This window comes from Inhella proteolytica (genome assembly GCF_016093275.1).
GTDB classification, from domain to species: domain Bacteria; phylum Pseudomonadota; class Gammaproteobacteria; order Burkholderiales; family Burkholderiaceae_C; genus Inhella; species Inhella proteolytica.
This window is the reverse complement of sequence record NZ_JAEDAK010000004.1, coordinates 223,483-243,836: the sequence shown is the minus strand read 5'-3', so window position 1 is coordinate 243,836 and position 20,354 is coordinate 223,483. Positions and strand designations below refer to the sequence as shown.

Annotated in this window: 15 protein-coding genes; 4 read left to right on the top strand and 11 right to left on the bottom strand. The window is 70.0% G+C overall.

Annotated features, from left to right (window positions below; translation table 11 throughout):
• Positions 1-13: 13 nt before the first annotated feature.
• Both I7X39_RS07955 and I7X39_RS07950 read right to left on the bottom strand, forming a co-directional pair.
• Positions 14-2,770, bottom strand: a complete 2,757-nt coding sequence (locus I7X39_RS07955; protein WP_198110443.1) for a site-2 protease family protein — start codon at positions 2,768-2,770, stop codon at positions 14-16.
• 4 nt (positions 2,771-2,774) lie between these two features.
• Positions 2,775-3,335, bottom strand: coding sequence for a DinB family protein (locus I7X39_RS07950; protein ID WP_198110442.1), 561 nt, complete (start codon positions 3,333-3,335; stop codon positions 2,775-2,777).
• A gap of 361 nt (positions 3,336-3,696) precedes the next feature.
• Here I7X39_RS07950 and I7X39_RS07945 point away from each other — a divergent pair, with 361 nt between their 5' ends.
• A complete protein-coding gene (locus I7X39_RS07945) occupies positions 3,697-4,656 on the top strand; it encodes a hypothetical protein (protein WP_198110441.1) in 960 nt (319 codons plus the stop codon).
• Here I7X39_RS07945 and I7X39_RS07940 read toward each other — a convergent pair.
• From I7X39_RS07940 to I7X39_RS07930, 3 genes are all read right to left on the bottom strand, one after another.
• Positions 4,642-5,727 carry a hypothetical protein gene (locus I7X39_RS07940; RefSeq protein WP_198110440.1) on the bottom strand — a complete coding sequence of 362 codons (1,086 nt, stop codon included), beginning with the start codon at positions 5,725-5,727 and terminating at the stop codon, positions 4,642-4,644. The genes I7X39_RS07945 and I7X39_RS07940 overlap by 15 nt on opposite strands.
• Before the next feature lie 198 nt (positions 5,728-5,925).
• A complete protein-coding gene (locus I7X39_RS07935; RefSeq protein WP_198110439.1) occupies positions 5,926-7,074 on the bottom strand; it encodes a phosphatase PAP2 family protein in 1,149 nt (382 codons plus the stop codon).
• A gap of 21 nt (positions 7,075-7,095) precedes the next feature.
• Positions 7,096-8,799 carry a tetratricopeptide repeat protein gene (locus tag I7X39_RS07930; protein ID WP_198110438.1) on the bottom strand — a complete coding sequence of 568 codons (1,704 nt, stop codon included), beginning with the start codon at positions 8,797-8,799 and terminating at the stop codon, positions 7,096-7,098.
• 158 nt (positions 8,800-8,957) lie between these two features.
• Between I7X39_RS07930 and I7X39_RS07925 the strand changes: the two genes are divergently transcribed.
• Positions 8,958-11,009: an NADPH-dependent 2,4-dienoyl-CoA reductase gene (locus I7X39_RS07925; protein WP_198110437.1), complete on the top strand. Its 2,052-nt coding sequence runs from the start codon at positions 8,958-8,960 to the stop codon at positions 11,007-11,009.
• Here the strand turns inward: I7X39_RS07925 and I7X39_RS07920 are convergent.
• On the bottom strand, positions 11,006-14,062 hold the full coding sequence (locus I7X39_RS07920) for a ligand-binding sensor domain-containing diguanylate cyclase (protein WP_198110436.1): 3,057 nt from the start codon (positions 14,060-14,062) through the stop codon (positions 11,006-11,008). The genes I7X39_RS07925 and I7X39_RS07920 overlap by 4 nt on opposite strands.
• Positions 14,063-14,212: 150 nt before the next feature.
• On the opposite strand from I7X39_RS07920, the gene lepB reads away from it, so the two are divergent.
• Entirely contained in the window at positions 14,213-14,866 is a 654-nt protein-coding gene (gene lepB / locus I7X39_RS07915) for a signal peptidase I (protein ID WP_198110435.1), read from the top strand.
• 10 nt (positions 14,867-14,876) lie between these two features.
• A complete protein-coding gene (locus I7X39_RS07910) occupies positions 14,877-15,476 on the top strand; it encodes a DUF938 domain-containing protein (RefSeq protein ID WP_198110434.1) in 600 nt (199 codons plus the stop codon).
• Here the strand turns inward: I7X39_RS07910 and I7X39_RS07905 are convergent.
• The 5 genes from I7X39_RS07905 to I7X39_RS07885 all read right to left on the bottom strand — a co-directional run bounded on the left by I7X39_RS07905 (position 15,457) and on the right by I7X39_RS07885 (position 20,349).
• Complete coding sequence (locus I7X39_RS07905; RefSeq protein ID WP_198110433.1) at positions 15,457-16,089, bottom strand: class I SAM-dependent methyltransferase; 633 nt, start codon at positions 16,087-16,089, stop codon at positions 15,457-15,459. The two genes, I7X39_RS07910 and I7X39_RS07905, sit on opposite strands and share 20 nt — an antisense overlap.
• Before the next feature lie 38 nt (positions 16,090-16,127).
• Positions 16,128-18,638 carry a hypothetical protein gene (locus tag I7X39_RS07900; RefSeq protein ID WP_198110432.1) on the bottom strand — a complete coding sequence of 837 codons (2,511 nt, stop codon included), beginning with the start codon at positions 18,636-18,638 and terminating at the stop codon, positions 16,128-16,130.
• Between the two features lie 79 nt (positions 18,639-18,717).
• Positions 18,718-19,308, bottom strand: coding sequence for a nucleotidyltransferase family protein (locus I7X39_RS07895; RefSeq protein ID WP_310739895.1), 591 nt, complete (start codon positions 19,306-19,308; stop codon positions 18,718-18,720).
• Complete coding sequence (locus I7X39_RS07890; RefSeq protein WP_310739894.1) at positions 19,305-19,904, bottom strand: HD domain-containing protein; 600 nt, start codon at positions 19,902-19,904, stop codon at positions 19,305-19,307. The genes I7X39_RS07895 and I7X39_RS07890 overlap by 4 nt, the downstream gene beginning before the upstream one ends.
• 7 nt (positions 19,905-19,911) lie before the next feature.
• Positions 19,912-20,349: an NUDIX domain-containing protein gene (locus I7X39_RS07885; protein WP_198110430.1), complete on the bottom strand. Its 438-nt coding sequence runs from the start codon at positions 20,347-20,349 to the stop codon at positions 19,912-19,914.
• Positions 20,350-20,354 lie beyond the last annotated feature (5 nt).

Here is a 20,354-nt window from a genome sequence, read left to right as displayed (position 1 = left end):
GGAGCGGGCAGGCTCACTGCAGGCCGTAGCGCTCGTACAGCGCGCGGCGGGCCTGCTGGATCAGCTGCTGGCGGCGGGCCGCCAGGCCGCTGGCATCGCCCAGGTCCGGCAGCTGCAGGCTGCTGCGGCCGCTCTGTTCCCGCCAACGCTGCGCCGCCGCCGCGGCGGCCGCGAAGTCGCCGCGCCAATGGGCCTGCTCGAGCGCCCGCAGCGTGCTGTGCGGATTGGGCGCTTGCGCACCGCTGATCCAGAGCAGGAAGCGGCGCGACCAGGACGCTGGACGGCTGCCGAGCTTCGCCTCGGGCAGCAAGGGCGCCTGGGTCTGCGCCCAGTCGGCCCGGCCGGCGGACTCGGCCAGCCACAGACCCTGGCGGCGCAGGCTGGCGCCCGGATGCGGGTCCGGCCCCGCCATGGCCTGCAGGCTGGGCAGCACGCGGTCCAGCCAGTCCAGGCCCGCGGCAGCGCCGCGCGCCGCGACGGTGGCATCGAGCTGCAGCTGGGCCAGGTCTTCATGCAGCAGGGGGTCGGCGGGAGCGGCGGCCTGCCAGGTCTGCAGCAAGGCGAACAGGGCGGCGGACTCGCCCTGGGCGTGCAGGGCGTCCAGGTGCTGGCGGCGCAGCGCGGCGGCATCCGGCCCGGCCGCCAGGCCGGCACCGCGCGCCAGGGCGCGGTCGATCAGCGCCTGCCGCCGCTCGGGAGCGCGCGTCCCCTCGGTCTCCAGCCAGCGCGCGGTGGCGCGGAACAGCAGGGCCGGGTCGGAGGCGGCGGATTCGGTCCTGTCGTAATGCGCCAGCGCCTGCTCCAGCAGGGCCAGGCGCTCGGCCGCTTCGGCCTTGGACTGGAACTGCCACAGCGCCAGCTGCACCTGGCGGGCCACGGGATCGGGCAGGCGTGGGGCCAGCTGGACGGCATCGCGCAGCAGGGCCTCGGCCGCGGGCAGTTGGCCGGGCCGGTGCTCGGCCAGTTCCTCGCTGACGCCGTCCAGCTCCTCCTCCAGCAGCCGCCACTGGGCGGCCGGCTCGGGCAGAGCCGCCAGGCGGGCGCGCAAGGCCTGCAGTTCGGCGTTTCGGGTGCGCAGGTACTGGGCCGGGTCCGTGGCCTGGGCGGGGGTGGAACGGCTGGGCAAGCCGGGCTGGCCGTGCAGGGCGACAGCCAGCAGCGGCAGGCTCAGGCACAGGGCGTAGAGCAGCAGGCCGGCAGCGCGTGCGGGCCGGCGCAAGCGAGGGCGCTGCGCCAGCGGCAGCAGGGCCTCCACCAGCAACTTCTGCTCGGCCCAGGCGCGGCGCCCATAGCCCAGGGTCTGGATCGCCTGGAACAAGGCCTGCAGCGCCGCCTCGCGCGTCAGCCCGCCCCAGCGGCCCTGGGCGCGCAGATGGCTGGCCAGGCGTGCCTGGCGGGCCTGTTGCCCCAGCCCCAGGGCCATCAGCAGCAGCGCGCCCAGGAACACCAGGCGGCTGGCGCCGCCGCCGGCATTCAGCACCCAGGCGGCCAGGGCCAGCAGGCCGAGCGCGCGGCCGGCCAGGGCGGCCCAGGGCCAGCGACTCAGCAGCAGCAGCTCGAACACCTTGCCGCCGTCCAGCGGATGGAAGGGCAGCAGATTGGCCATGTTCAGGAACACGGCGAACCAGGCGGTGCTGCGCAGCCAGGGGGCGTCGATGGGCGGCCAGAGCAGGGCCGCCAGGCCCAGCAGCAGGCCGGGCAGCGGCCCGGCCAGCAGCACGAAGAGCTCCTTGCCGACGCCGGGCTGCTGCGGCCGGCCGCTCACCGCGGCCCCCATGAAGGGCAGGAAGAAGACCTGCAGATCGCGGTAGCCGCACAGCCGCATGGCGGCCAGATGCCCGAGCTCGTGGAACAGCAGCACACCCAGCAGGATGGGCAGGGACTTCCAGTCCATGCTGAAGCCGAAGGACAGCGCGGCGGCCGCGGCAGTGGCCAGGAAGAGCAGCCATTTGGCGCGCGCCGAGCGCTGTGTGCCCTGCGCCGCCTGCTGCTCGCGCTCAAAGGTCTCGATCGGATGCTCCGGGCGGGCCGGATGCGCGTCGGGGCTGACGTCGTCCGCCATGCCCCGCTGCGAGGGCCCGAACACGGCCCAGGCGCGCCCCAGCATGCGCAAGGCGGCCCGCGCGCCGATGCGGAAGCTGCCGTCACCCGCGGGCAGGTAGTCGCCGCGCTGGACGCGCAGCTCGAAGGCCTGGCGCTCGGCCAGCGCACCGGCCGCCACCCAGTGCTCGGCCGGCCAGCGCAGCCAAGCCGAGGCATCGGCGCGCAGCGCCCGCATGCGGGCGCGGTGGGCCTGCCAGACGGCGGCCCAGCTCGGCAGCCACAGGTCCTGGGTCTCGGTGTCGGGCAGGTCCAGCGCTCCGGCGATGCTGGCGCGGTTGCGTGTCACCAGGGTCTGGCCATCCGCCGTGCGGCTGACGAAGTACAGCGCGAAGACGCGCCCCCGATCCGGCACCGCCAGCTGCAGCAGGTAGGCGGCGGCGCCGTCGGCATGCGTCAGCACCAGCGCATGCTGCGGCAGCGGGCGCCCGGCGCTGCTGAGCGCCACCACGCGCAAGGCCTGTGGGGCGCCGAAGCCCAGCGCCTCGACCAGGGCCAGGCCCGGCGCCAAGGCGCTGCTGGCCTCAGCCGGCAGTTCGGCCAGGGCCTGGGTTTCGGGCGGCAGCAAGCGCAGGCGGCGGATGGCCGTCAGCGTCATGGCACTGGCCGCCAGCCCGAACAGCAGCAGCGCGGCGCCGGCCGCCAGCAGCAGACTCAAGGCCAGGTCCATGGCGTCAAGCCTGACCGTAGACCTGGGCCTCGCGCCACCCCAGCGCCGCCATGTCGGGCTCACGCAGATGGGCCTCGCTGGGCATCATGAATTCATCCAGCTGCGGCGGCGCTACCGCGGTGCTGCTGAGCATGGCGTGCACCTGGCCGCGGTGGTGCGTCTGGTGCATGAACAGATGGGCCAGCAGATGCGCCACCCGGTCCACTTGCACATGGTCGGCGCGCGGGATGCGCACCGCCGCGTCGCAGCCGGCGGCATCCAGGCCGGCGCAGAAGGCGATCAAGCGCTGGTCCACCGCACGCTGCGCGGCATCCCAGTCGACCAGGGTCTCGGGGTTGCGGAAGGTTTCGAACACCTGGCGTGCATTGGCCTCACCTTCAAGCACCGCCACGTAGAACAGATCGACTTCCAGGATGTGCCCCAGCGTGGCGGCCAGGCTCGGAAAGAAGCCCACGCGCGGGGCCTGGAACTCGGCCTGCGCCAGGCCCTGCATCGCGCGAGCCAGGCGCTGGTTCATCAGGTGGTTGGCGTGGGCTTGGATGCGGAGGTAGTGGCTGAGATCCATGGGTCAGAGTTGGCGTCGTGAGTGCCCAAGCCTCAAGACGCGCTGGGCTGACCTGAATTCAACGACCGGATGTCGTAGGGCGTGGCCAGAAGCACGGCGAGGGGAACGAGCGTGGGCTGAATTCAGTAGGCGGGTTTGCCGAGAAGTGCGAAGTGGCGCCCGTGCTGCGCGCGTACTTGCATGTCGTAAAAGTCTAGGGGGAGCAGGGCCACATTGGCATCCGCAACTTGGCGCTGGTCGTGAACTCGCTGCACCGCCAAACTGACTACCCCATGAGTCAACCAGGGAGGATGCGATGCGAGCCTGCGTGTGGATGGTCCCAATGCTATTGGCCGGGTGCGCACAACTTCCGGAACTCAAGTTGCGCTACTACCTCCCGACCAGCAGTTTGAGCTTGACCGTGGTTCGGAGTGTGAGTTGTGATGCGGCAGACCGAGCGCTTGTGGCGACCTCGGTCGTCCCCAACCTGCAACATCGGGCTGATCCCAAGGCGGAAGAGTGGCTGGATTTGAGCGAGTTGCGAGGAGCCTGGGCTGACGTTGATGTCAAGCTGGAGTGGACAGAGGACGGACGCTTGAAGGGCATCAACACCGCCAGTGCGGGCCAGGGCGACTCGATCATCAAGGCCGCAGCGGGTTTGGCGACAGCATTGGCGGGTGCAGCGGTGGTGCCCTTCGCAAGAACTGATCTAACTGACACGCAGAAGGCCTGCGCGTGGGTTCGACAGGCCGGGGATGGACACGCCATCGCGATCACGCTGCGCGCCGGCATCGCACTAGACGGCGAGCCGGGACCGTTCATGGACTTCAAGCCAACGGCGGATAGCGCGCATGCCTTTGAACAGGTGAAACCCCTTTTGAGCGAACTTCGCCATCAGGTAATGGGGAGCGAGACGGACTCACCGCCCCTGCAATTGGCGGGCGCCCCGAGCGGTCCCCAGATCTGGTCCCGTTGGCCAGGGCGCATTAGGGTCCAGGTTGTGGATTTGGGTCTCGAAGGCAAAAGCAAGCCTCAGGTGATCTGGAATCAGGCCTTACCGATCGCGCAGCTGGGCAAACGTTTCGCGCTGCCATTGCCCAAGCCTGCGCTCTTTGGCAGCAGTGGCTTCGCGGTTGGCTTCGCAGACTCTGGCGCTGTGACCAGTGTTCAGCTCGGCAGCAAAGGCGGGTTGAAGGCTGGTTTGGATGGACTCTCGACGCTCGCCAAATTGCCCACCGACATGACCAGTGCGGAGGCGGCAGCGCTCAAGGCTGAAGCCGACAAGCTTGCCCAGCAGCAGCGGCTTGCCAACTGCCTGCTCAAGCCCTCAGATTGCAAGTAGCCGCTTGACTTCCTGCCAGTGCCCTTGCCAGTCCCCGTGGCGGTTCGGCTCTCTGCCCTGAGCTGACATCTGGTTGAACAAGGCGCGGCTGGCCAGGGCCGCCGCAGCACTGCTGCCGCCGCAGGATCTGAGCTCGCCACTCAGGCCCGCGGTGGCTGGAATCCCTCCGGACGGGATCGGCCATGCCAACACGCCATCTGGAACATCGCGCCCCTGAGCCATCGTCACGCCGGCCGAGGGACTTCCCGCTAGGCCATTCCACAAGGTCCGCACCGGTCGCCGCCCGCGATCTGCCCTCAGCCACCCCCGTTGCGGGGGGCGCATCAGCCAGAGTTGCAGACGCATGGCAGAGCGTGCTTGCAGCTCCCAGTGCCAAGCGCTGGTGCTCGCTGGTTCGAGAGTCAGTACCGCTTCACCACTCGCCGCTTGTGATCGGCAAGCTAATCGAGCCCCTTCGTTTGCCAACACTGGCTCATGAGCGTCAATCCAGGGAGCTGCTGGCAACTCGTGCGCTTGGAGCCGCCAGCAAGGCGGCTGTGCGGACGACCACCATAGGCCCAGGTGCTCTTCTCGATCGAGCGCGGCTTCGGGTTGCCACTCGATGTGCAGGGTTTCACCGGCCTGCAGTTCCGCAAGCCAGCCTGCGCCAGCCATTCGCTCTGCGCCACCTCCCGCCCATACCACCATCAGTCGCGGATGCGCTTTCAATAACGCCTCCACAGCCAACTCGAAGGGTGTGCTTCCGTCGCGTGGACCCCAGCAACAGCCCATCGCAATGGTGACCAGCACGGCCGAGCTGGTGCAACCAAGCAGGAATCGCAGTGCGGCCAGGATGTCCGGGCCGGGCGGGGCGTCACCCAACTGGCTCGCGTTCCGAGGGCGCAGTGCAACCAAGGCCAGCCGCGCTCGTGACGCCGCGTCATCGGCATGCGGCCCAGCCATCAAGTCCAACATTTGGGTGGCATGGTCGATGGGCCGCGCCGGTGGGAAGCCTAGAAATCCATAGTGATGCAGTTCGTCCTGAGGGTTCAGGGTCGTGCGCGCCAGCTCATTGAGGCCGAGGCTGTCCATCCATCGCCCTTGGCCCGGTGCGCTGTGCCAGGGAGCCGAAGAGGCAACTTCGGCTTGGTCCCAAAGGGCCACCAAGCGTGATCTACCGCTACGGCGCAAGCCTTCGAACAAGAAGTGGCCCCCGACGTCGATCAGTGCCAGCAAAGCGGCGCTGACGGGCGGGCCGACGCTGGGCACGAGCAGGCTGTCTGCCACCGGCTACAGCTTCAACTTCCACTCCTCCAGAACGGCCTCGCGTAGCAAGCGCGTCCAAATCGGCAGTGCTGGTGCATCGGCCGGCGATCGCTGGGCTTCGGTAAACGCCGCCGACCATGGCTGCAAAGCCGCCGGCAAGCCCTGGCTCTCGCCGAAGTCCGCTTGTGAAAACTCTCCGGAGGAAGACGATTGGTTGGCGTCGAAGGTGTAGCTTGTGATGGGCGGGGCGGAAGAGAGGCCCGACAGCAGGACCTGGGCCATTACGGTTCCCAGCAGCGCCCCCGCCACGTTGTCGGCAGGGTAGTGCAGGCCCGCTCGAACCCGGTTGTCCGCAATACGTGCCGCAGCTCGCAGAAGCTTCTGGTTGCGCACCCCTGAGCGTCCCGCCAGTGCACCGAGCCCGATCACCAGGTTCGCGTGTAGAAATCCCATGCAGGCATGACCCGCAGGCATGGCGCCATGGCCAGGCACCCTGACGACCGTGGGCATGCTTTCGACCTCATGGGGGCGAGGGACCGCCAAGCCATGCTTCAGTCGCTGCAGCACCGGCATCACCAGCGCTTCGGCCAGGCGAAGGCATGCCAAGAGGGGACTCTCCTCATCAAGCGACAGGTCGGCCAGGGGCGCCAGATGCAGCAGCAGCGACCCCTTGGCCTGGGCTGCGATCTCGGTTTCGCAGCCGCCCGAACTTGCTCGGCCAGCAACCGCCTTTGCCATCGCGGAAAGCTTTGCCTCGTTAGGCCGGGTCAGCCGCAGCAGTGCAGGCTTGCCTCGCACGCCGAGCTCCAAATCGCAGCCGGACTGGGCCGCGATCTCAAGCTGGCTGATCAACTCGAACTGAAGAACGGCCAGTTGGGGCACTCGATCCCAGTCAAAGACCTTGGCCGGACTGTCAACCGGAGCCAGCGCGCTTGCCCCTGCAATCTTCGGATGATGAGGGCGCGTCTCTCGGTCGGAGGTGCTGTTCTTGATCGCCTCAAAAAGGCTTCCCCGCGCTTCGCACAGCACCGCCAAGTCGGCGGCTTGGTTGGATTCGATCAGTGCGATCGAAATGTCGTTTGGTGGCTCCGGCGCCAGGGTAATCAGCGGCCCGTAGTCGGGCGGCGTGGGGCAGGCAGGTGTTGAGGGAAGGCGGCAGTTCGGCGCAAGCATCGTTCGCTCCTTCAAGCGGAATTAACTCAATGGCACGCCGGCTGCTTCCATCAGCAGCGCTTCGCGTTCCATGGCGGGGAAGTGCAAGGCATCGGTCACACGGCGGTACCGCGCGACCGTATAGCCGGGCCGCAGTTGCAGCAGGCGGTCGACCCACCGGCGAGCCTCATCGCCACGGTCCAGAGCCTGCAAGATGGTGATGAGTTGCCGGACGGCTGGCCCGTGCGTAGGGCAGAGCTGCAAACTGCGCCGGCAACTCTCCAGCGCCTCTTGCCAGCGCCCGGCGCTGGCCAAGGCACTTGCGGTGACCAGATCGAAGGTATGACTCCACGGGTCCAGCGGTGAGAGCCGCTGGCCCAACATGGCTGCCTGACTGGCTTCTCCCCCGCGGTCTAGTACGGCCAGCGCCAGCCCACGGAACAGCCAGGCCATCGGCTCATTGGGGTTGGCACGCAAAGCCTGCTCGCTGTGGGGCAGGGCCAGATCGGGCCGACGTCCCACCGCGGTATGCAAATGAGCCAGGGCGGCATGGGCGAGCGCCTGTTCCGGATTCAACTCCAAGGCTGCTTGCGCGGCGCGCAGCGCGCATTCTTTGCCTACCTGAATGTCTACGCGGCCGTCGAGCACCTGCATGTTGTGCCAGATCGCGAGCCAGGCCAGCACAAGCGGACTGCGCGGGTGCCGGGCCTGCAGTTCGTCAAGCAGCTCGCGGGCACGCTGAAACGCGGCCTCGCTCAGGCGGAACAGCAGGGTTCCAGCGCCGATCAGGCGTTCGAAGTCGCGCAGTTCGCTCCAGGTATTGCCGGCCACGGCCTCCAAACTGCACTGCAGCAGGCTGTGCGCGAGTTCACTGGCGCAAGGCCCCACCAGATCCAGATCACCTTGAATCAAGTCATCCACTAGGCCCTGGTATCGCCCTTGCCATAGCTCCGCGCCGCTTGTGCAGTCATGCAGGTTGAGTTCCAACTGCAGGCTGCGTCCCAGGCCTACGGAAAAGCGTCCACTGAGCACATGGCTGGCGCCCAGCCCGGCCTGAAGTCCAGGAAGGTTGCCGACCTGTTCGCGCAATTCGGTGGTGGAGCGTCGAGACAGGACACGCAGTTGGCTGAACTGCGACAGCTGGTTGATCAGCGAATCTGCAAAGAGTTCGCCCACGGCATTGAATTCGATGGGCCCCGAGCGTCGCCGCAGGGGCATCACCGCAACAACCGGCACCAGGCCGGGTGGATCGACGAGGTGCGCTCGTGGCAGGGGGGGACGGTAGGAGACGCGATCGCCCGGGCTGCTGGCTTGCCAGGCCAAGGCCAGAAGCTCATCTGCCAGCGGCAGCTGCGCGCTGTCCATGCTCCACTCGCCTGGCGCTCCGGCCAGGGCAAGCTGCCGAGCGCGCTGCCCTGCCCGATGGCTCGGCTCGCTGTCGGTCACCAAGGCCAAGCCGAGACGTATGAGAGCAGGCAGCGCACTGTCGACGGGGCAGAGCGCCAACAAGGACCGTGCGAACTCATGCGCAAGGGGCAGGCTGGCCGTGGTGATCACCAGTTGATCGACCGACTCGGTCGCATCAAACGCAGCTCCCTGCGCCTCGCGCTGTTGCACGAGCCAGTCGTGCAGGCGGATGCGCATGACTTGAGCAAGACGCGGCAAGACCTCATGGTGCAGATCCATCACCGCGACCAGAACTGCCCCCAGCACTGGCTGCTTGTGAACCACCTCCGTGGACTGCATCTGCCGTCTCCCGATAGCCCGATAGCGCGCGGCGATCTTCGGTCTCCGGGCGCTCACGCCGCAAGGCTTGAGTCTTCCAGTGGCGTTGGCGTAAACCCGGGTTGCGCTTGGGCGCCTCCCCCTAGAGCCGCATTGCCTCTCGCGCCTAGCATCCATGGATGACCACCTACCCCCACCTTCTAGAGCCCCTGGACCTGGGCTTCACCACCCTGCGCAACCGCGTGCTGATGGGTTCGATGCACACCGGCCTGGAAGACGGCCGCAAGCATTTCGACCGCGCGGCCGCCTATTTCGCCGAGCGCGCGCGGGGCGAGGTGGGGCTGATCGTCACCGGTGGCTTCGCGCCCAATGTGGCGGGCTGGGTCAAGCCCTTCGCCGGCATGCTGACGACCAGCGGGGCGGCGCAGCGCCACAAGGTGATCACGAACGCGGTGCACGCCGAGGGCGGCAAGATCGCGCTGCAGATCCTGCACGCGGGCCGCTACGGCTACCACCCCTTCATCGTGGCGCCCTCGCGCATCCAGTCGCCCATCACGCCCTTCAAGCCCTTCGCCTTGAGCGAGCGCGGCATCGAGCGGCAGATCCGCGCCTTCGTGCGCTGTGCCCAATTGGCGCGCGAGGCCGGTTACGACGGCGTCGAGGTGATGGGCTCCGAGGGTTACTTCATCAACGAGTTCCTCAGCCCGCACACCAACCAGCGCACGGATGCCTGGGGTGGTGCGTACGAGAACCGCATGCGCCTGCCGGTGGAGATCGTGCGCCGCATTCGCGAGGCCTGCGGGCCGGACTTCATCATCATTTACCGCATCAGCCTGCTCGACCTGCTGCCGCAGGGCCAGCGCTGGGACGAGGTGATGCAGCTGGCGCAGGGTGTCATCCAGGCGGGCGCCACCATCCTCAACAGCGGCATCGGCTGGCACGAGGCGCGCGTGCCCACCATCGCCACCAGCGTGCCGCGCGCCGGTTTTGCCTGGGTGACGAAGAAGCTGCGCGAGGGCCTGCGCGCGCAGGGCCTCAGTACGCCGGTGGTGGCCACCAACCGCATCAACATGCCCGAGGTGGCGGAGCAGGTGCTCAGCGAAGGCAGCGCCGACATGGTCAGCATGGCGCGGCCCTTCCTGGCCGATGCCGAGTTCGTCAAGAAGGCGCGGGAAGGCCGGCGCGACGAGATCAACACCTGCATCGCCTGCAACCAGGCCTGCCTGGACCACACCTTCAAGAACAGAATAGCCAGCTGCCTGGTGAACCCGCGCGCGGCGCACGAGACCCTGCTGCGCATCACCCCGGTGCCGGCGAAGAAGAAGGTGGCGGTGGTGGGCGCCGGGCCGGCCGGCCTGGCCGCGGCCACCACGGCGGCCGAGCGCGGCCATGCCGTCACCTTGTTCGACGGTGCGGCCGAGATCGGCGGCCAGTTCAACCTGGCCAAGCGCATCCCGGGCAAGGAAGAGTTCTACGAGACCCTGCGCTACTTCGGCAAGCGCATCGAGATCACCGGCGTGGACCTGCGCCTCAACACCCGCGTGGGCGCCGAGGACCTGAAGGGCTTCGACGTGGTGCTGCTGGCCACCGGCGTGACGCCGCGCAACCCGCGCATCCCCGGCCAGGACGACCCGGCGCTGGCGCACAAGGTGCTGGGCTACATCGATGTGCTCAAGGGCACGAAACCGGTGGGCCAGAAGGTGGTGGTGGTGGGCGCGGGCGGCATCGGCTTTGATGTGAGCGAGTTCCTGCTCGAGGCCGGCCACAGCCTGACCCTGGACCTGCCGGCCTGGAACAAGCACTGGGGCGTGGGCGACCCGGCCGAGACCCCGGGCGGCTACCTCAAGCCCCAACCGGGCAAGCCCAGCCGCCAGATCACCCTGCTGCAGCGCAAGGCCGGCAAGCCCGGCGGCACGCTGGGCAAGACCACCGGCTGGATCCACCGCGCCATGCTGAAGATGGCCAACGTGGAGATGCTGGGCAGCGCCAACTACGAGCGCATCACGCCCGAGGGTCTGTTCGTCACCTGGGGCGAGAAGCGCGAGAACGGCCAGCTGATCGAGGCCGACAGCATCGTCATCTGCGCCGGCCAGGAGCCGCTGCGCGAGCTGCAGGCGCCGCTGCAGGCGCTGGGCATCCCGGTGCACCTGATCGGTGGCGCGCTGGAGGCCGGCGAGCTGGATGCCAAGCGCGCCATCCGCCAGGGCACGGAGCTGGCGGCGGCGCTTTAGGGCGCCATGCCACTCTGCCCGCGCCGCACCTCCAGCCGCGGGTCGCTGAGCCAGCGGCCCAGCTGCTGCGGCACGTCCTGCGGCGCCAGGCCCTTGGCGCGCACGGCGCCCAGGTAACCGTCGCGGCCCTGGGCCTTGGCGGCGTAGAGCGCGGCATCGGCCATCTGCAAGGTGGCGGCCCAGCCCCAGGCCTCGGGGCGTGTGGGGTCGAGCGGGAAGGCCACGAAGCCGATCGAGGCGGTGACCCGCACCGTCTGCCCGCCTTCCAGCACGAAGGGTGCGCTGCGCACGGCCTCGCAGACGCGCGCGGCCAGCTCGGCGGCGTCGTCGCGGTCGGTCTCACGCACCAGGGCCAGCACCTCTTCGCCGCCCCAGCGCACCAGGGAATCGCTGGCGCGGAACACGCCGCGCAGGCGCTCGGCCAGCTGCACCAGCACGGCGTCGCCGGCGGCGTGGCCGTGCACGTCGTTGACGTGCTTGAAGTGGTCCAGGTCCAGCAGCATCACCAGCAGGTCGCTGTCGCTTGGCGGGGGCTGGTTCGCGTGGCGGCGCAGGCACAGGCGCAGGTCGTCGGGCAGGCGCAGGTCCAGGTAGCGGCGGTTGCGCAGACCGGTCAGGGCGTCCGTTAGGCTGGCCTCGCGCAACTCGGTGGTGCGTGCCTCCACCTGGGCGCGCAGCTCGGCCTCGCGCCGGCGCAGGCTGCGCGTGCGCCAGCGCACCACGCCCCAGAGCGCACCCAGCGCCAGCAGCGCCAGGGCGGTGTGCGCCCAGCCGGTCTGCCACCAGGCCGGCCGCAGGTCGAAGGGCAGCTCCAGCAGCTGGTCGCCCCACTGGCCGGGCAGGGCCGAGGCGCGTACCTGCAGGGTGTAGTGGCCCGGCTGCAGCGGGCCGAAGCTGGGGTTGCGCTGGCCGGCATCCACCTCGGTCCAGGCTTCGTCCAGACCGCGCAGGCGGTACTGGTAGCGCAGGCGGCCGGGGTCGGCGTAATCCAGCCCCGCGAACTCCACGCCCAGGCTGCGCGTGCCGGCCGGCAGGGGCAGGCCGGCGGCCGGCACGCTGGCCGGCACGGGTTGGCCGTTGATGCGCAGGCTGCTCAGCACCACCGGGGTGGAGCGCGGCGGGCTGTGGTAGGCCAGCGGCGCCACTTGCAGGATGCCGGCGCTGCCGCCGAACAGCAGGCGGCCGTCGGGCAGGGCGGTGTTGCTGAAGAACCAGTAGGTGCCGAAGGCCGCGCCCTCGGCGGGGCCGAAGCGGTCGATGCGGTGCTGGCGCGGGTCGTAGACCAGCATCTGGCTCCAGATGCGGCCCAGGCTGTCCTGACGCAGATTGCCGCCGAAGCGACCGTCCACGCCGAGGGACTCGCTGATGCGCTCGAAGCGCGCGCGCTGCGTGCCGTCGAAGCCGCGCAGGCGGTGCAGGCCGCTCACCGCGGTGTCCACCCACAGCGTGCCGTTGCGCCCCACCAGCAGGGCCATGACGATGGGGGAGCCCAGGCCCTCGCCGGGTGCCTCGGCCACCGGGCGAAGCGCGTCCTGCTGCCAGCGGAAGAGGCCGAGCTGGCCCCCCACCCAGACGCTCTGGTCGCGCGGGTCTTCGGCGAGCGCGTGCACGGCGCCGCTCAGCGGCTGGCCGCCCGCCGGCTGCACGCGCTCCAGTGCCGCGGCCTGGGCGCTGCGCAGGCGGTACAGGCCCTCCTGCATGCCCAGCCACACCTCGCCGTTGGCGCGCGGCAGGATCTGCTGGGCGCGGCCGCCGTCGAGCGGCCAGTCGTGCAGCAGCCGGCCCTCGGGGGTGCGTTGTTCGAGCCGGCCGGCGCTGGCCATCCACAGGCTGCCGTCCGGCCCCTCGGCCATGAATTCGACGATGGTGTGGCGCTCGCGCGGCCAGATGCCGCGCGTGGCCAGGCCCTGCTCGGGGCGGCCGTCCAGTTCGACGACCAGGCCGGTCTGCGTGGTGACGAGCACGCGCCCATTGCGCAGGCCCAGCACCGAGCGCACATCGGGTTCGGCCAGCGGGGCCTTGGGTTCCAGGTCGGCCCCGCGCACCGTGAAGGCGGGGTGGTGCTGGTGGCGCTGCAGGCCCACGCCGAAGCCGGCCACCCACATCGCGCCGTCCTGGTCGCGCAGCAGCTGGCTGATGTCGCTGCCCGCCAGTCCGAGCGGGCGGCGGGCGTCCGGGCGCAGGCGCTGGCGGATGGCGCCGCTCACCGGGTCCACCCACAGCAGGCCGCTCTTGGTGCCGACCCACAGCATGCCGTCGCGCGCCTGCGCCAGCGCGTGCACGGCCACCTGCAGCTGCGTCAGCACCCAGCGCGCGCGGCCGCGCTCCACCACGCCCAGGCGGCCGTCCTGGGTGCCGAACCAGAGCCGGCCGTCCTCGTCCTCCAGCAGGCTCAGCACGGTGGCGCCCTCGGGGGCATCGGGCAGCGGCAGGTCCTGCCAGCGGCCGTTGACCCGCTGCGCCAGGCCGTGCCAGTGCGCGGCCCAGAGCTGGCCGCTCGGGCTGCGGTGCAGGGCCATCACGCGGCTCTCGGTCTGCTCACGCCAGGGGATGGCCTCGGTGTCGAGCTGGCCGGTGGCAGGGCGGAAGCGCTGCAGGCCCTGGCCCACGGTAGCGATCCAGACCTGGCCCTCGTCGTCTTCCAGCAGCGCCCGGATGACGGCGCGCGCAGTACCGCTGGGCGAATGGCTATCGACGCGGTCGCGCGCCGGGTCGTAGCTGAGCAGGCCCTGCGTGTCGCTGCCGATCCACATGCGGCCATCGCGGCCGGGGCTGAGCGCGCGGATCCAGCCGAGGTTGCGCCGCACCGCCGTGCCACTGCCCTGTTCGATCGGGCGCAGGCGGTAGCCGTCGAAGCGCATCAGGCCTTCGCTGGTGGCCACCCACAGGAAGCCGCGGCGGTCCTGCGCCAGGCTGGGCACCAGGTTCTGCGGCACCGGCACACTGCGGAACTGCACCTCCAGCGCGCCGGTCTCATGGTGCGCCTGCGCCGCACCCCAGGCCCCGGTCAGCAGGGCCAAGGTCCAGGCCAGACGGGGGACAGCACAGCGCATGGGCGCGCATCCTAGCGAGGCCCCTGGTGCCCTTGGGCCGCCATCCGTGCATTCCTGCCCGCCATTCGCCGCGCCGTGCGTGCAACCATCGCGCCGGCCCCCACGGCCCGGGCGGCCCCTCCTAGCCTGCGGGCTTTCAAGGAGGCTCCCATGACCCGCACCTGGTGGCGCGAACAGCGCGGTTTTCTGCTCTTCCTGGCCCTGTTCGGCCTGTTCCGCACCGCCGTGGCGGACTGGAACCCGGTGCCCACGGCCTCGATGCGGCCCACCGTCATCGAAGGCGACGTGGTGCTCGTCAACCGCCTGGCCTACCAGCTCAAGCTGCCGCTCAGCGACCTGGTGCTGGCGCAGTGGCAGGAGCCGGCGCGCGGCGACATCGTCACCTTCGGCTCACCGGCCGATGGCACGCGCCTGCTCAAGCGCGTCGTCGGCCTGCCGGGCGACCGCGTGACGCTGCGCGCCGGCCGGCTCTTCATCAACGACCTGCCGGTGCCGCTGAGCGAGCCCGAGTGGGCCGAGGAGACGCTGGGCCCGGCCTTGCGCGGCGTTGAGCAGCTGGGCGCGCGCCGCCATGCGTTGCAGGCGTTGCCGGCGGTGCCGGCGCGGCGCGACGGTGAATGGCAGGTGCCGCCCGGCCACTACTTCATGCTCGGCGACAACCGCGACAACAGCCACGACTCGCGCTACTTCGGCCCGGTGCCGCGCGCGCTGCTGATCGGCCGCGTCAGCCGCCTGCTGGCCTCCTTCGACCCTGAGCGCCATTACCTGCCGCGCCTGGCGCGCCTGGGGCGGGCGCTGGAGTAAAACCGGCGGCATGCCCGCACCCCATTCCCCCGCCGCCGAACGCAACCAACAGCCCATCCTCGAGCAACTGCAGCGCCTGTTGCCCGCGCAGGGTCAGGCGCTGGAAATCGCCTCCGGCACCGGCCAGCACGCCCGTCACTTCGTGGCCGGCCTGCCGGGCTGGCTTTGGCAGCCCACCGAGGCCGACCCCGAGCTGCTGCACTGGCTGCGCCAGCCCCCGCGGCCGGCGCGCTGGCGCCCGCCGTTGCCGCTGGACGTGGCCCAGCCCGACTGGGGCCTGGGCGAGGCGCGCTTCGAGCTCGTGTACTGCGCCAACCTGCTGCACATCGCCCCCTGGGCCTGCTGCGCCGGCCTGATGCAGGGCGCCGCCCGCCACCTGGCGCCGCAGGGCCGGCTCATCACCTACGGGCCCTACCTGGAAGCCGAGCTGCCCACCGCGCCCAGCAACCTCGCCTTCGACGCCGACCTGCGCGCCCGCCACCCCGCCTGGGGCCTGCGCGCGCTGGCCGATGTGGCGGCCGAGGCCGCGCGTGCCGGCCTGCGGCTCAGCGAGCGGGTGGCGATGCCGGCCAACAACCTGCTGCTGGTGTTCAGCGCAGCCGGTAGCTGACCCACCAGAAGTTCTCCAGCATCCGCCACTCGATGTCGGTGGCGCGGTCGGCCAGCAGCTGGCGCCACTCGGCCTCGGTGGGGAAGTTCTTCAGCACCGGGTGCACCACGCCATCGTGGGTGCTGCGGTGCTGGAAGGTGTTGCCGTGGGCGTCGGTCTCGGCGATGGGCCAGTCGCCCAGCTGCACCTCGTTGTTGTCGATCATCACCACGCGGGCGCCAGGTTGCAGCCGACCATGCAGGCCGTCCAGAAACTCGGCCTGGCGCTCACGCGGTACGTGCGAGAACCACAGGCCGGCAAAGGCGGCGTCAAAGCCCTGCAGCTCTGCCGGCAGCGCGTAGGCATCGGCCTGCTGGAAGTGCACCGCTTCGCAGCCCGGGCGGGCGCGGGCCAGAGCGAGCGGTTCGGCAGTCCCATCGGTGGCCACCAGGCGCTGGGCGGTGCGCGCGATCCAGGGCGTCCAGAAGCCGGTGCCGCAGGCGATCTCCAGCACCTGGTGGCCGGCGAACACCTCGGGCAGGGTGGCTTGCAGCCAGGCGATGTCGGCCGCGCGCTCGGGCTTGGCGTAGACGGCGTCGTAGTAGGGGGCGCGGGTGGCGTAGTAGTCGTGCATGGGGTCTGCGAAGCGGATGCAGGCTGGGAGCGGCCCGATCAGGGCTGCAGTGTGGTCATGCGGAAGCTGCCGTCGCGCAGCCGGGTCAGCACGGCCAGGGTTTGGCCGCCCAGAGGGCTCAGCGCGATGGGCTCGCCTTCGGCCAGCAGATTGCCCTCGAGTTCGAGGCTGTTGGCGTTGTAGAGCGCCACGCGCGTGTTGGCGCCGTTGGGCAGCAGGGCGGCCAGGCGGCCGTCCAGCAGCCACTGCACATCCAGCCAGGCCTCCTTCAGATCCTTGAGCACGCGCAGATCGCTGGTGGAAAGCACCAGGCCCTGCCCGAGGGCGATGCGCGCGCCGCTGGGTGACAGGGCCATGGCGCCGTAGAAGCTGTGCTCGCCGTGGTACGGCGTTTCGCCCTTGCTGGCGATCTTGCCGCTCACCGGGTCCAATTCTTCGTAGTGCAGATCGTTCGGGCTCTGGCTGGAGCGATAGAAGTACACGCGGTTCTGGGTGGGTGCCCAGAGGTAGTGCGTGGAGTAGTAGTTCCAGTCCTGGCTGTCGCGCAGCACGCCGTTGGTATCGAACACGCTGTGCGTGTCCCAGGCGCCCGAGGCGTCCTGCACCAGCACGAAGTTGCCGGCCGCCACCAGGCCGCCCACCGTGCTGGCCACATTGGCGAACTGGCGCTCGGCGCCACCGGCGCTGTCCATCCAGCTGACCAGGCCGTTGTCGTAGCCGAAGTACAGGCGGCGGCCATCCGGGCTCAGGCCGAAGACGCGCGGACCCTGGCGCACGCCGGCGAGGTCGGGCTGGCCGATGACCAGGGGCGTCAGGAAGCTGGCGCTGCTGGCGGACCAGCGGTACACGCGCGCGGCTTGCGTATCCAGCAGGTAGACCATGCCGCGGCCGTCCGCCAGCACCTTGGTGGGCACGGCCTTGGGCGCGTAGAAGCTGGGGTTGCAGACGCTGCCGTTGCCCTGCTCAGGAGCATGGCAGGCGGCGTCCAGCGGGTAGGCGTCCAGGCTCAGGCCGGTGGTGCTGTCGGCCTGGCTGCGCCCGGCCAGCCAGGCGTCGGGGTGGCTGTCGCCGTCGCTGTCCGCAGCCGCCGCGGGGTCGAGCGGAAACTTGTCCTGGCCGTTCGGAACGCCATCCTTGTCGCTGTCGTCCGAGGGCGTGAACACGCCCACTTGCACGCGGTCACCGTACTGCAGCAGCCAGTGCACATCACCACCGCGCCGCACCAGGCCCAGCAGCTGCCCGCCGGGCGGCAGGTCCATGGCCTCGACGAGCTGGCGCGTGCCGTCGAAGCGCTGCAGGCGCACCCGCGTGGCGCCCCGCGAGGCCACCACGGTGTCGCTGTCGTTCAGCCAGAGGGCGTCGGCGATGGATTCGGTGGGCAGCTTGCCGGCCCAGCGCAGCGTGTCGGTGCTGTAAAGATTGCCCGAACCCAGCAGCAGGCGCGTGCCGGCCGGGTTGAGACGCACCGGATCCATGATGGGGTAGTCCCCGTGATAGGGCGATTCACCCCCGCCCTTGATCTTGCCGGTGGCGCTGTCCAGCTCGGCATAGACCACATCGGCCGGGCTGATGCCGCGGGTCAGGTAATACAGGCGCGAGTTGGCCGCATTCCATTCGGCTCCGTCGATCGACGCATAGAACACGCCACCGCTGCCGGTCTGGATGCCGAAGCGATCAAACACCGTCAGGCCGGAGCTGTCCTGCACCATCAGATGCTTGCCTGCCATTGCCAAGGCGTTCACGGCGAACTTCACCTCGGCAAAGGGCTTGCCGATCTCGACGAAAGCTTCGTTGATGGCGTGCACGCGGCCCTGTGCGTCGCCCATGTAGAAGCGCGCCTGCTCGGCCGAATACACCATGGCCGTGGGCACGAAACCGCTGAGCGCCACGCGGGCGCTGAAGTGGCCGCTGCGCAGGTCATAGGCATAGACCAGGGCCTGCTCGCCCAGCGCACTCAGGTACAGCAGGTCGCCGCTCTGGCCCAGGATCTTGACCTTTGCGCTGCCCATGCTGCGCCAGTGGCAGCTGCCCTGGTAGGCGTCCTGTGCCAGCGCGCACAGCGGGTCGCTGGGTGCCACGTCCTGGGCATTGGCAACCCCATCGCCATCGGAATCCAGGAACTGGCCGATCGTGCCGACCAACAGGGGCTTGTCGCCGTAAGGGCCGCCCATCAGGTAGACGCCTTCGGCCTGGTACTCGGTGCTGGGGCCAACGACGATGCCGAGATAGATGCCACTGGCCGGGTAGTAGCGGTAGTTCAGGGCGCCGAACAGCCGGGTGGGGCTGCGCCCTGGGAACAGCTGCGGGTACTGCTGCTCGGCAAACTCGAACAGCTGCTCGGCCTGCAGTTCGAGCGAGGGCAGGGCCGCCGCTTGCACCCGCAGGCCGCTGGCACGCCGCCTCAGGGTCTCCGCAGCCTGCTGGGTCAGATCCGCTGCCGCGACCTGTGGGCTTGCCGCGGGCGGTTCCGAGCCGCCCCCGCAGGCGACCAGCAGACTGAGGACGCAAGGCAGCAAGGCCATGCGCCAAGTGAACAAGTTCGTGCCCATGGGGCTCCCTGAAGATGTGCCAAGTGCTTGCCGACCCCGTCCGGCCTCTGGTGGGCGAGTGGGTGGCAAAGGGCGCGGATTATCTGCAGCCCTGGGCCGCTCCATCCCGCGGCATACGCAAGCCGGGCCAGCGCTGCAAAAACCGCTTGTCGACCAGGCGCTGCTGAAACTGCGCCACGCTGCCGCCCGCCGGGTTGTGGCGCAGCACGCCGTCGAACAGATCCTGCAGGCCCAGAGGCGCCAACACGGTCAGGCGGTCGTCCGGTTCCAGGCGCAGCCCCACGGCCGTGGCGGTTTCCGGCCAGCGGGCCAGGGCGTCATCGAGTGAGCGGTATGGCGGCAGCACGCCGCCGTAGCTGGCTTCGTACCAGTGGTGCACGCCGGCCTGGTTGACGACTTCCCAGTCCCACTCCGGAGCCATGGCCCTCAGCTCGGCCTGCAGCGCACGGTCGCGCTGCGGGTCCGTGTCGGTCGCATCGAAGTACACGAGGTCCACATCGGCAGTGGGGCTGGTACAGCCGAACAGCCGGTCCCATACCGGGTTGCGCACCGCGCCGGCGGCAATGCACCAGTTCTGCAGGCCCAGCTGGCGCGCCGCATGCAGGGCGCGCATCAGGTTTGGCTCGGCCCGCGCCAGGGCGCGCAGGCGTTCGGCCAGGGCGGCGCTCACGCCAGCGCCTGGCCCAGATTGGCGCGCGCCCGCGCTTCCAGCTCGGTGCGGAAGTGCGCCGTGCTGAAGAGGAAGGGGCGCGCCAGAAAGCCGCGCAAGACCTCGGCGCGCTTGGTCTTGAATAGCGCTTCGGGCACGAAGGCGTACTCGGCGCGGATTTGCGCCTCGTACTCGGCAAAGCGCGCCGGTGCGGCGCCCAGGATGGCGAGATCGATGTCCACCAGCCAGGCCTCGTCCTCGGCCTGCGGGCTGGCCTGGTGGCGGGTGGCCAGCACCAGGCGCCGCACCTGCTCGGCACGGTCGCTGGGCGCGCCGGCATCGCGCAGCGCCTGCGCGGCCCAGGCAGCACTGCGCGCTTCGTTGTCCTTGCCTTGCAGTTCGTAGATGGCGTCGTGGAACCAGAGCGCGATCTCGACGGCCGCGGCCTCGGGCACCTGTTCGCGCACCGTGTCCAGCGTGTGCAGGCATTCGAGCAGGTGCTGCTGGGTGTGATAGCGGCGCTGGGGTTCAGCGTAGGCGGCCCAGAGTTGCGCGCGCAGCGCTGTGCCGTCGCCTTGGGCGCCGAGGGCCTGCCAGGCGCTTTGCCAGGCGGTCACCAACCGCTCATTCATGTGGCCGCCCCTGGACCTGGTGCCAGAACGCCGAGTGCCCACCCCAGTCCTTCAAGGCCAAGGGGCGCAGATCGGGCAGTTCAGCCAGCGGCCACCAGGCGAACTCCAGCTGGGGCTCGCGGCTCAATGCTTCGCAGTCTGCGGGCCATGCGGCGCGCATCAGCCACCGCCACTCATGCATCGCCTGCCCCCGCCAGTCGAAGAAGTTCTCGACCAGACCGCACAGCTGCAAAGGGCCGAAGCTCAGGCCGATCTCTTCCTGCAGTTCGCGGCGCAGCCCCTGCTCCAAGGTCTCGCCAAAGCGCAGCCGCCCACCGGGCACGGTCCAGAAGCTGTCGCCGTGCTCGCGCTGCAGCAGCAGGGCGCCATCTCGCTCGGTCCACAGGCCGACCCGCAGGTTCAATCGGCCGCCAGGCAGTCTCAGGCTCAAGTCAT

Bases quoted from the DNA above. Each gene is read 5' to 3' on its own strand.
- I7X39_RS07955 (WP_198110443.1), bottom strand. From the start codon at position 2,770: ATGGACCTGGCCTTGAGTCTGCTGCTGGCGGCCGGCGCCGCGCTGCTG.
- I7X39_RS07950 (WP_198110442.1), bottom strand. From the start codon at position 3,335: ATGGATCTCAGCCACTACCTCCGCATCCAAGCCCACGCCAACCACCTG.
- I7X39_RS07940 (WP_198110440.1), bottom strand. From the start codon at position 5,727: ATGGACAGCCTCGGCCTCAATGAGCTGGCGCGCACGACCCTGAACCCT.
- I7X39_RS07935 (WP_198110439.1), bottom strand. From the start codon at position 7,074: ATGCTTGCGCCGAACTGCCGCCTTCCCTCAACACCTGCCTGCCCCACG.
- I7X39_RS07930 (WP_198110438.1), bottom strand. From the start codon at position 8,799: ATGCAGTCCACGGAGGTGGTTCACAAGCAGCCAGTGCTGGGGGCAGTT.
- I7X39_RS07925 (WP_198110437.1), top strand. From the start codon at position 8,958: ATGACCACCTACCCCCACCTTCTAGAGCCCCTGGACCTGGGCTTCACC.
- I7X39_RS07920 (WP_198110436.1), bottom strand. From the start codon at position 14,062: ATGCGCTGTGCTGTCCCCCGTCTGGCCTGGACCTTGGCCCTGCTGACC.
- lepB (WP_198110435.1), top strand. From the start codon at position 14,213: ATGACCCGCACCTGGTGGCGCGAACAGCGCGGTTTTCTGCTCTTCCTG.
- I7X39_RS07910 (WP_198110434.1), top strand. From the start codon at position 14,877: ATGCCCGCACCCCATTCCCCCGCCGCCGAACGCAACCAACAGCCCATC.
- I7X39_RS07905 (WP_198110433.1), bottom strand. From the start codon at position 16,089: ATGCACGACTACTACGCCACCCGCGCCCCCTACTACGACGCCGTCTAC.
- I7X39_RS07900 (WP_198110432.1), bottom strand. From the start codon at position 18,638: ATGGGCACGAACTTGTTCACTTGGCGCATGGCCTTGCTGCCTTGCGTC.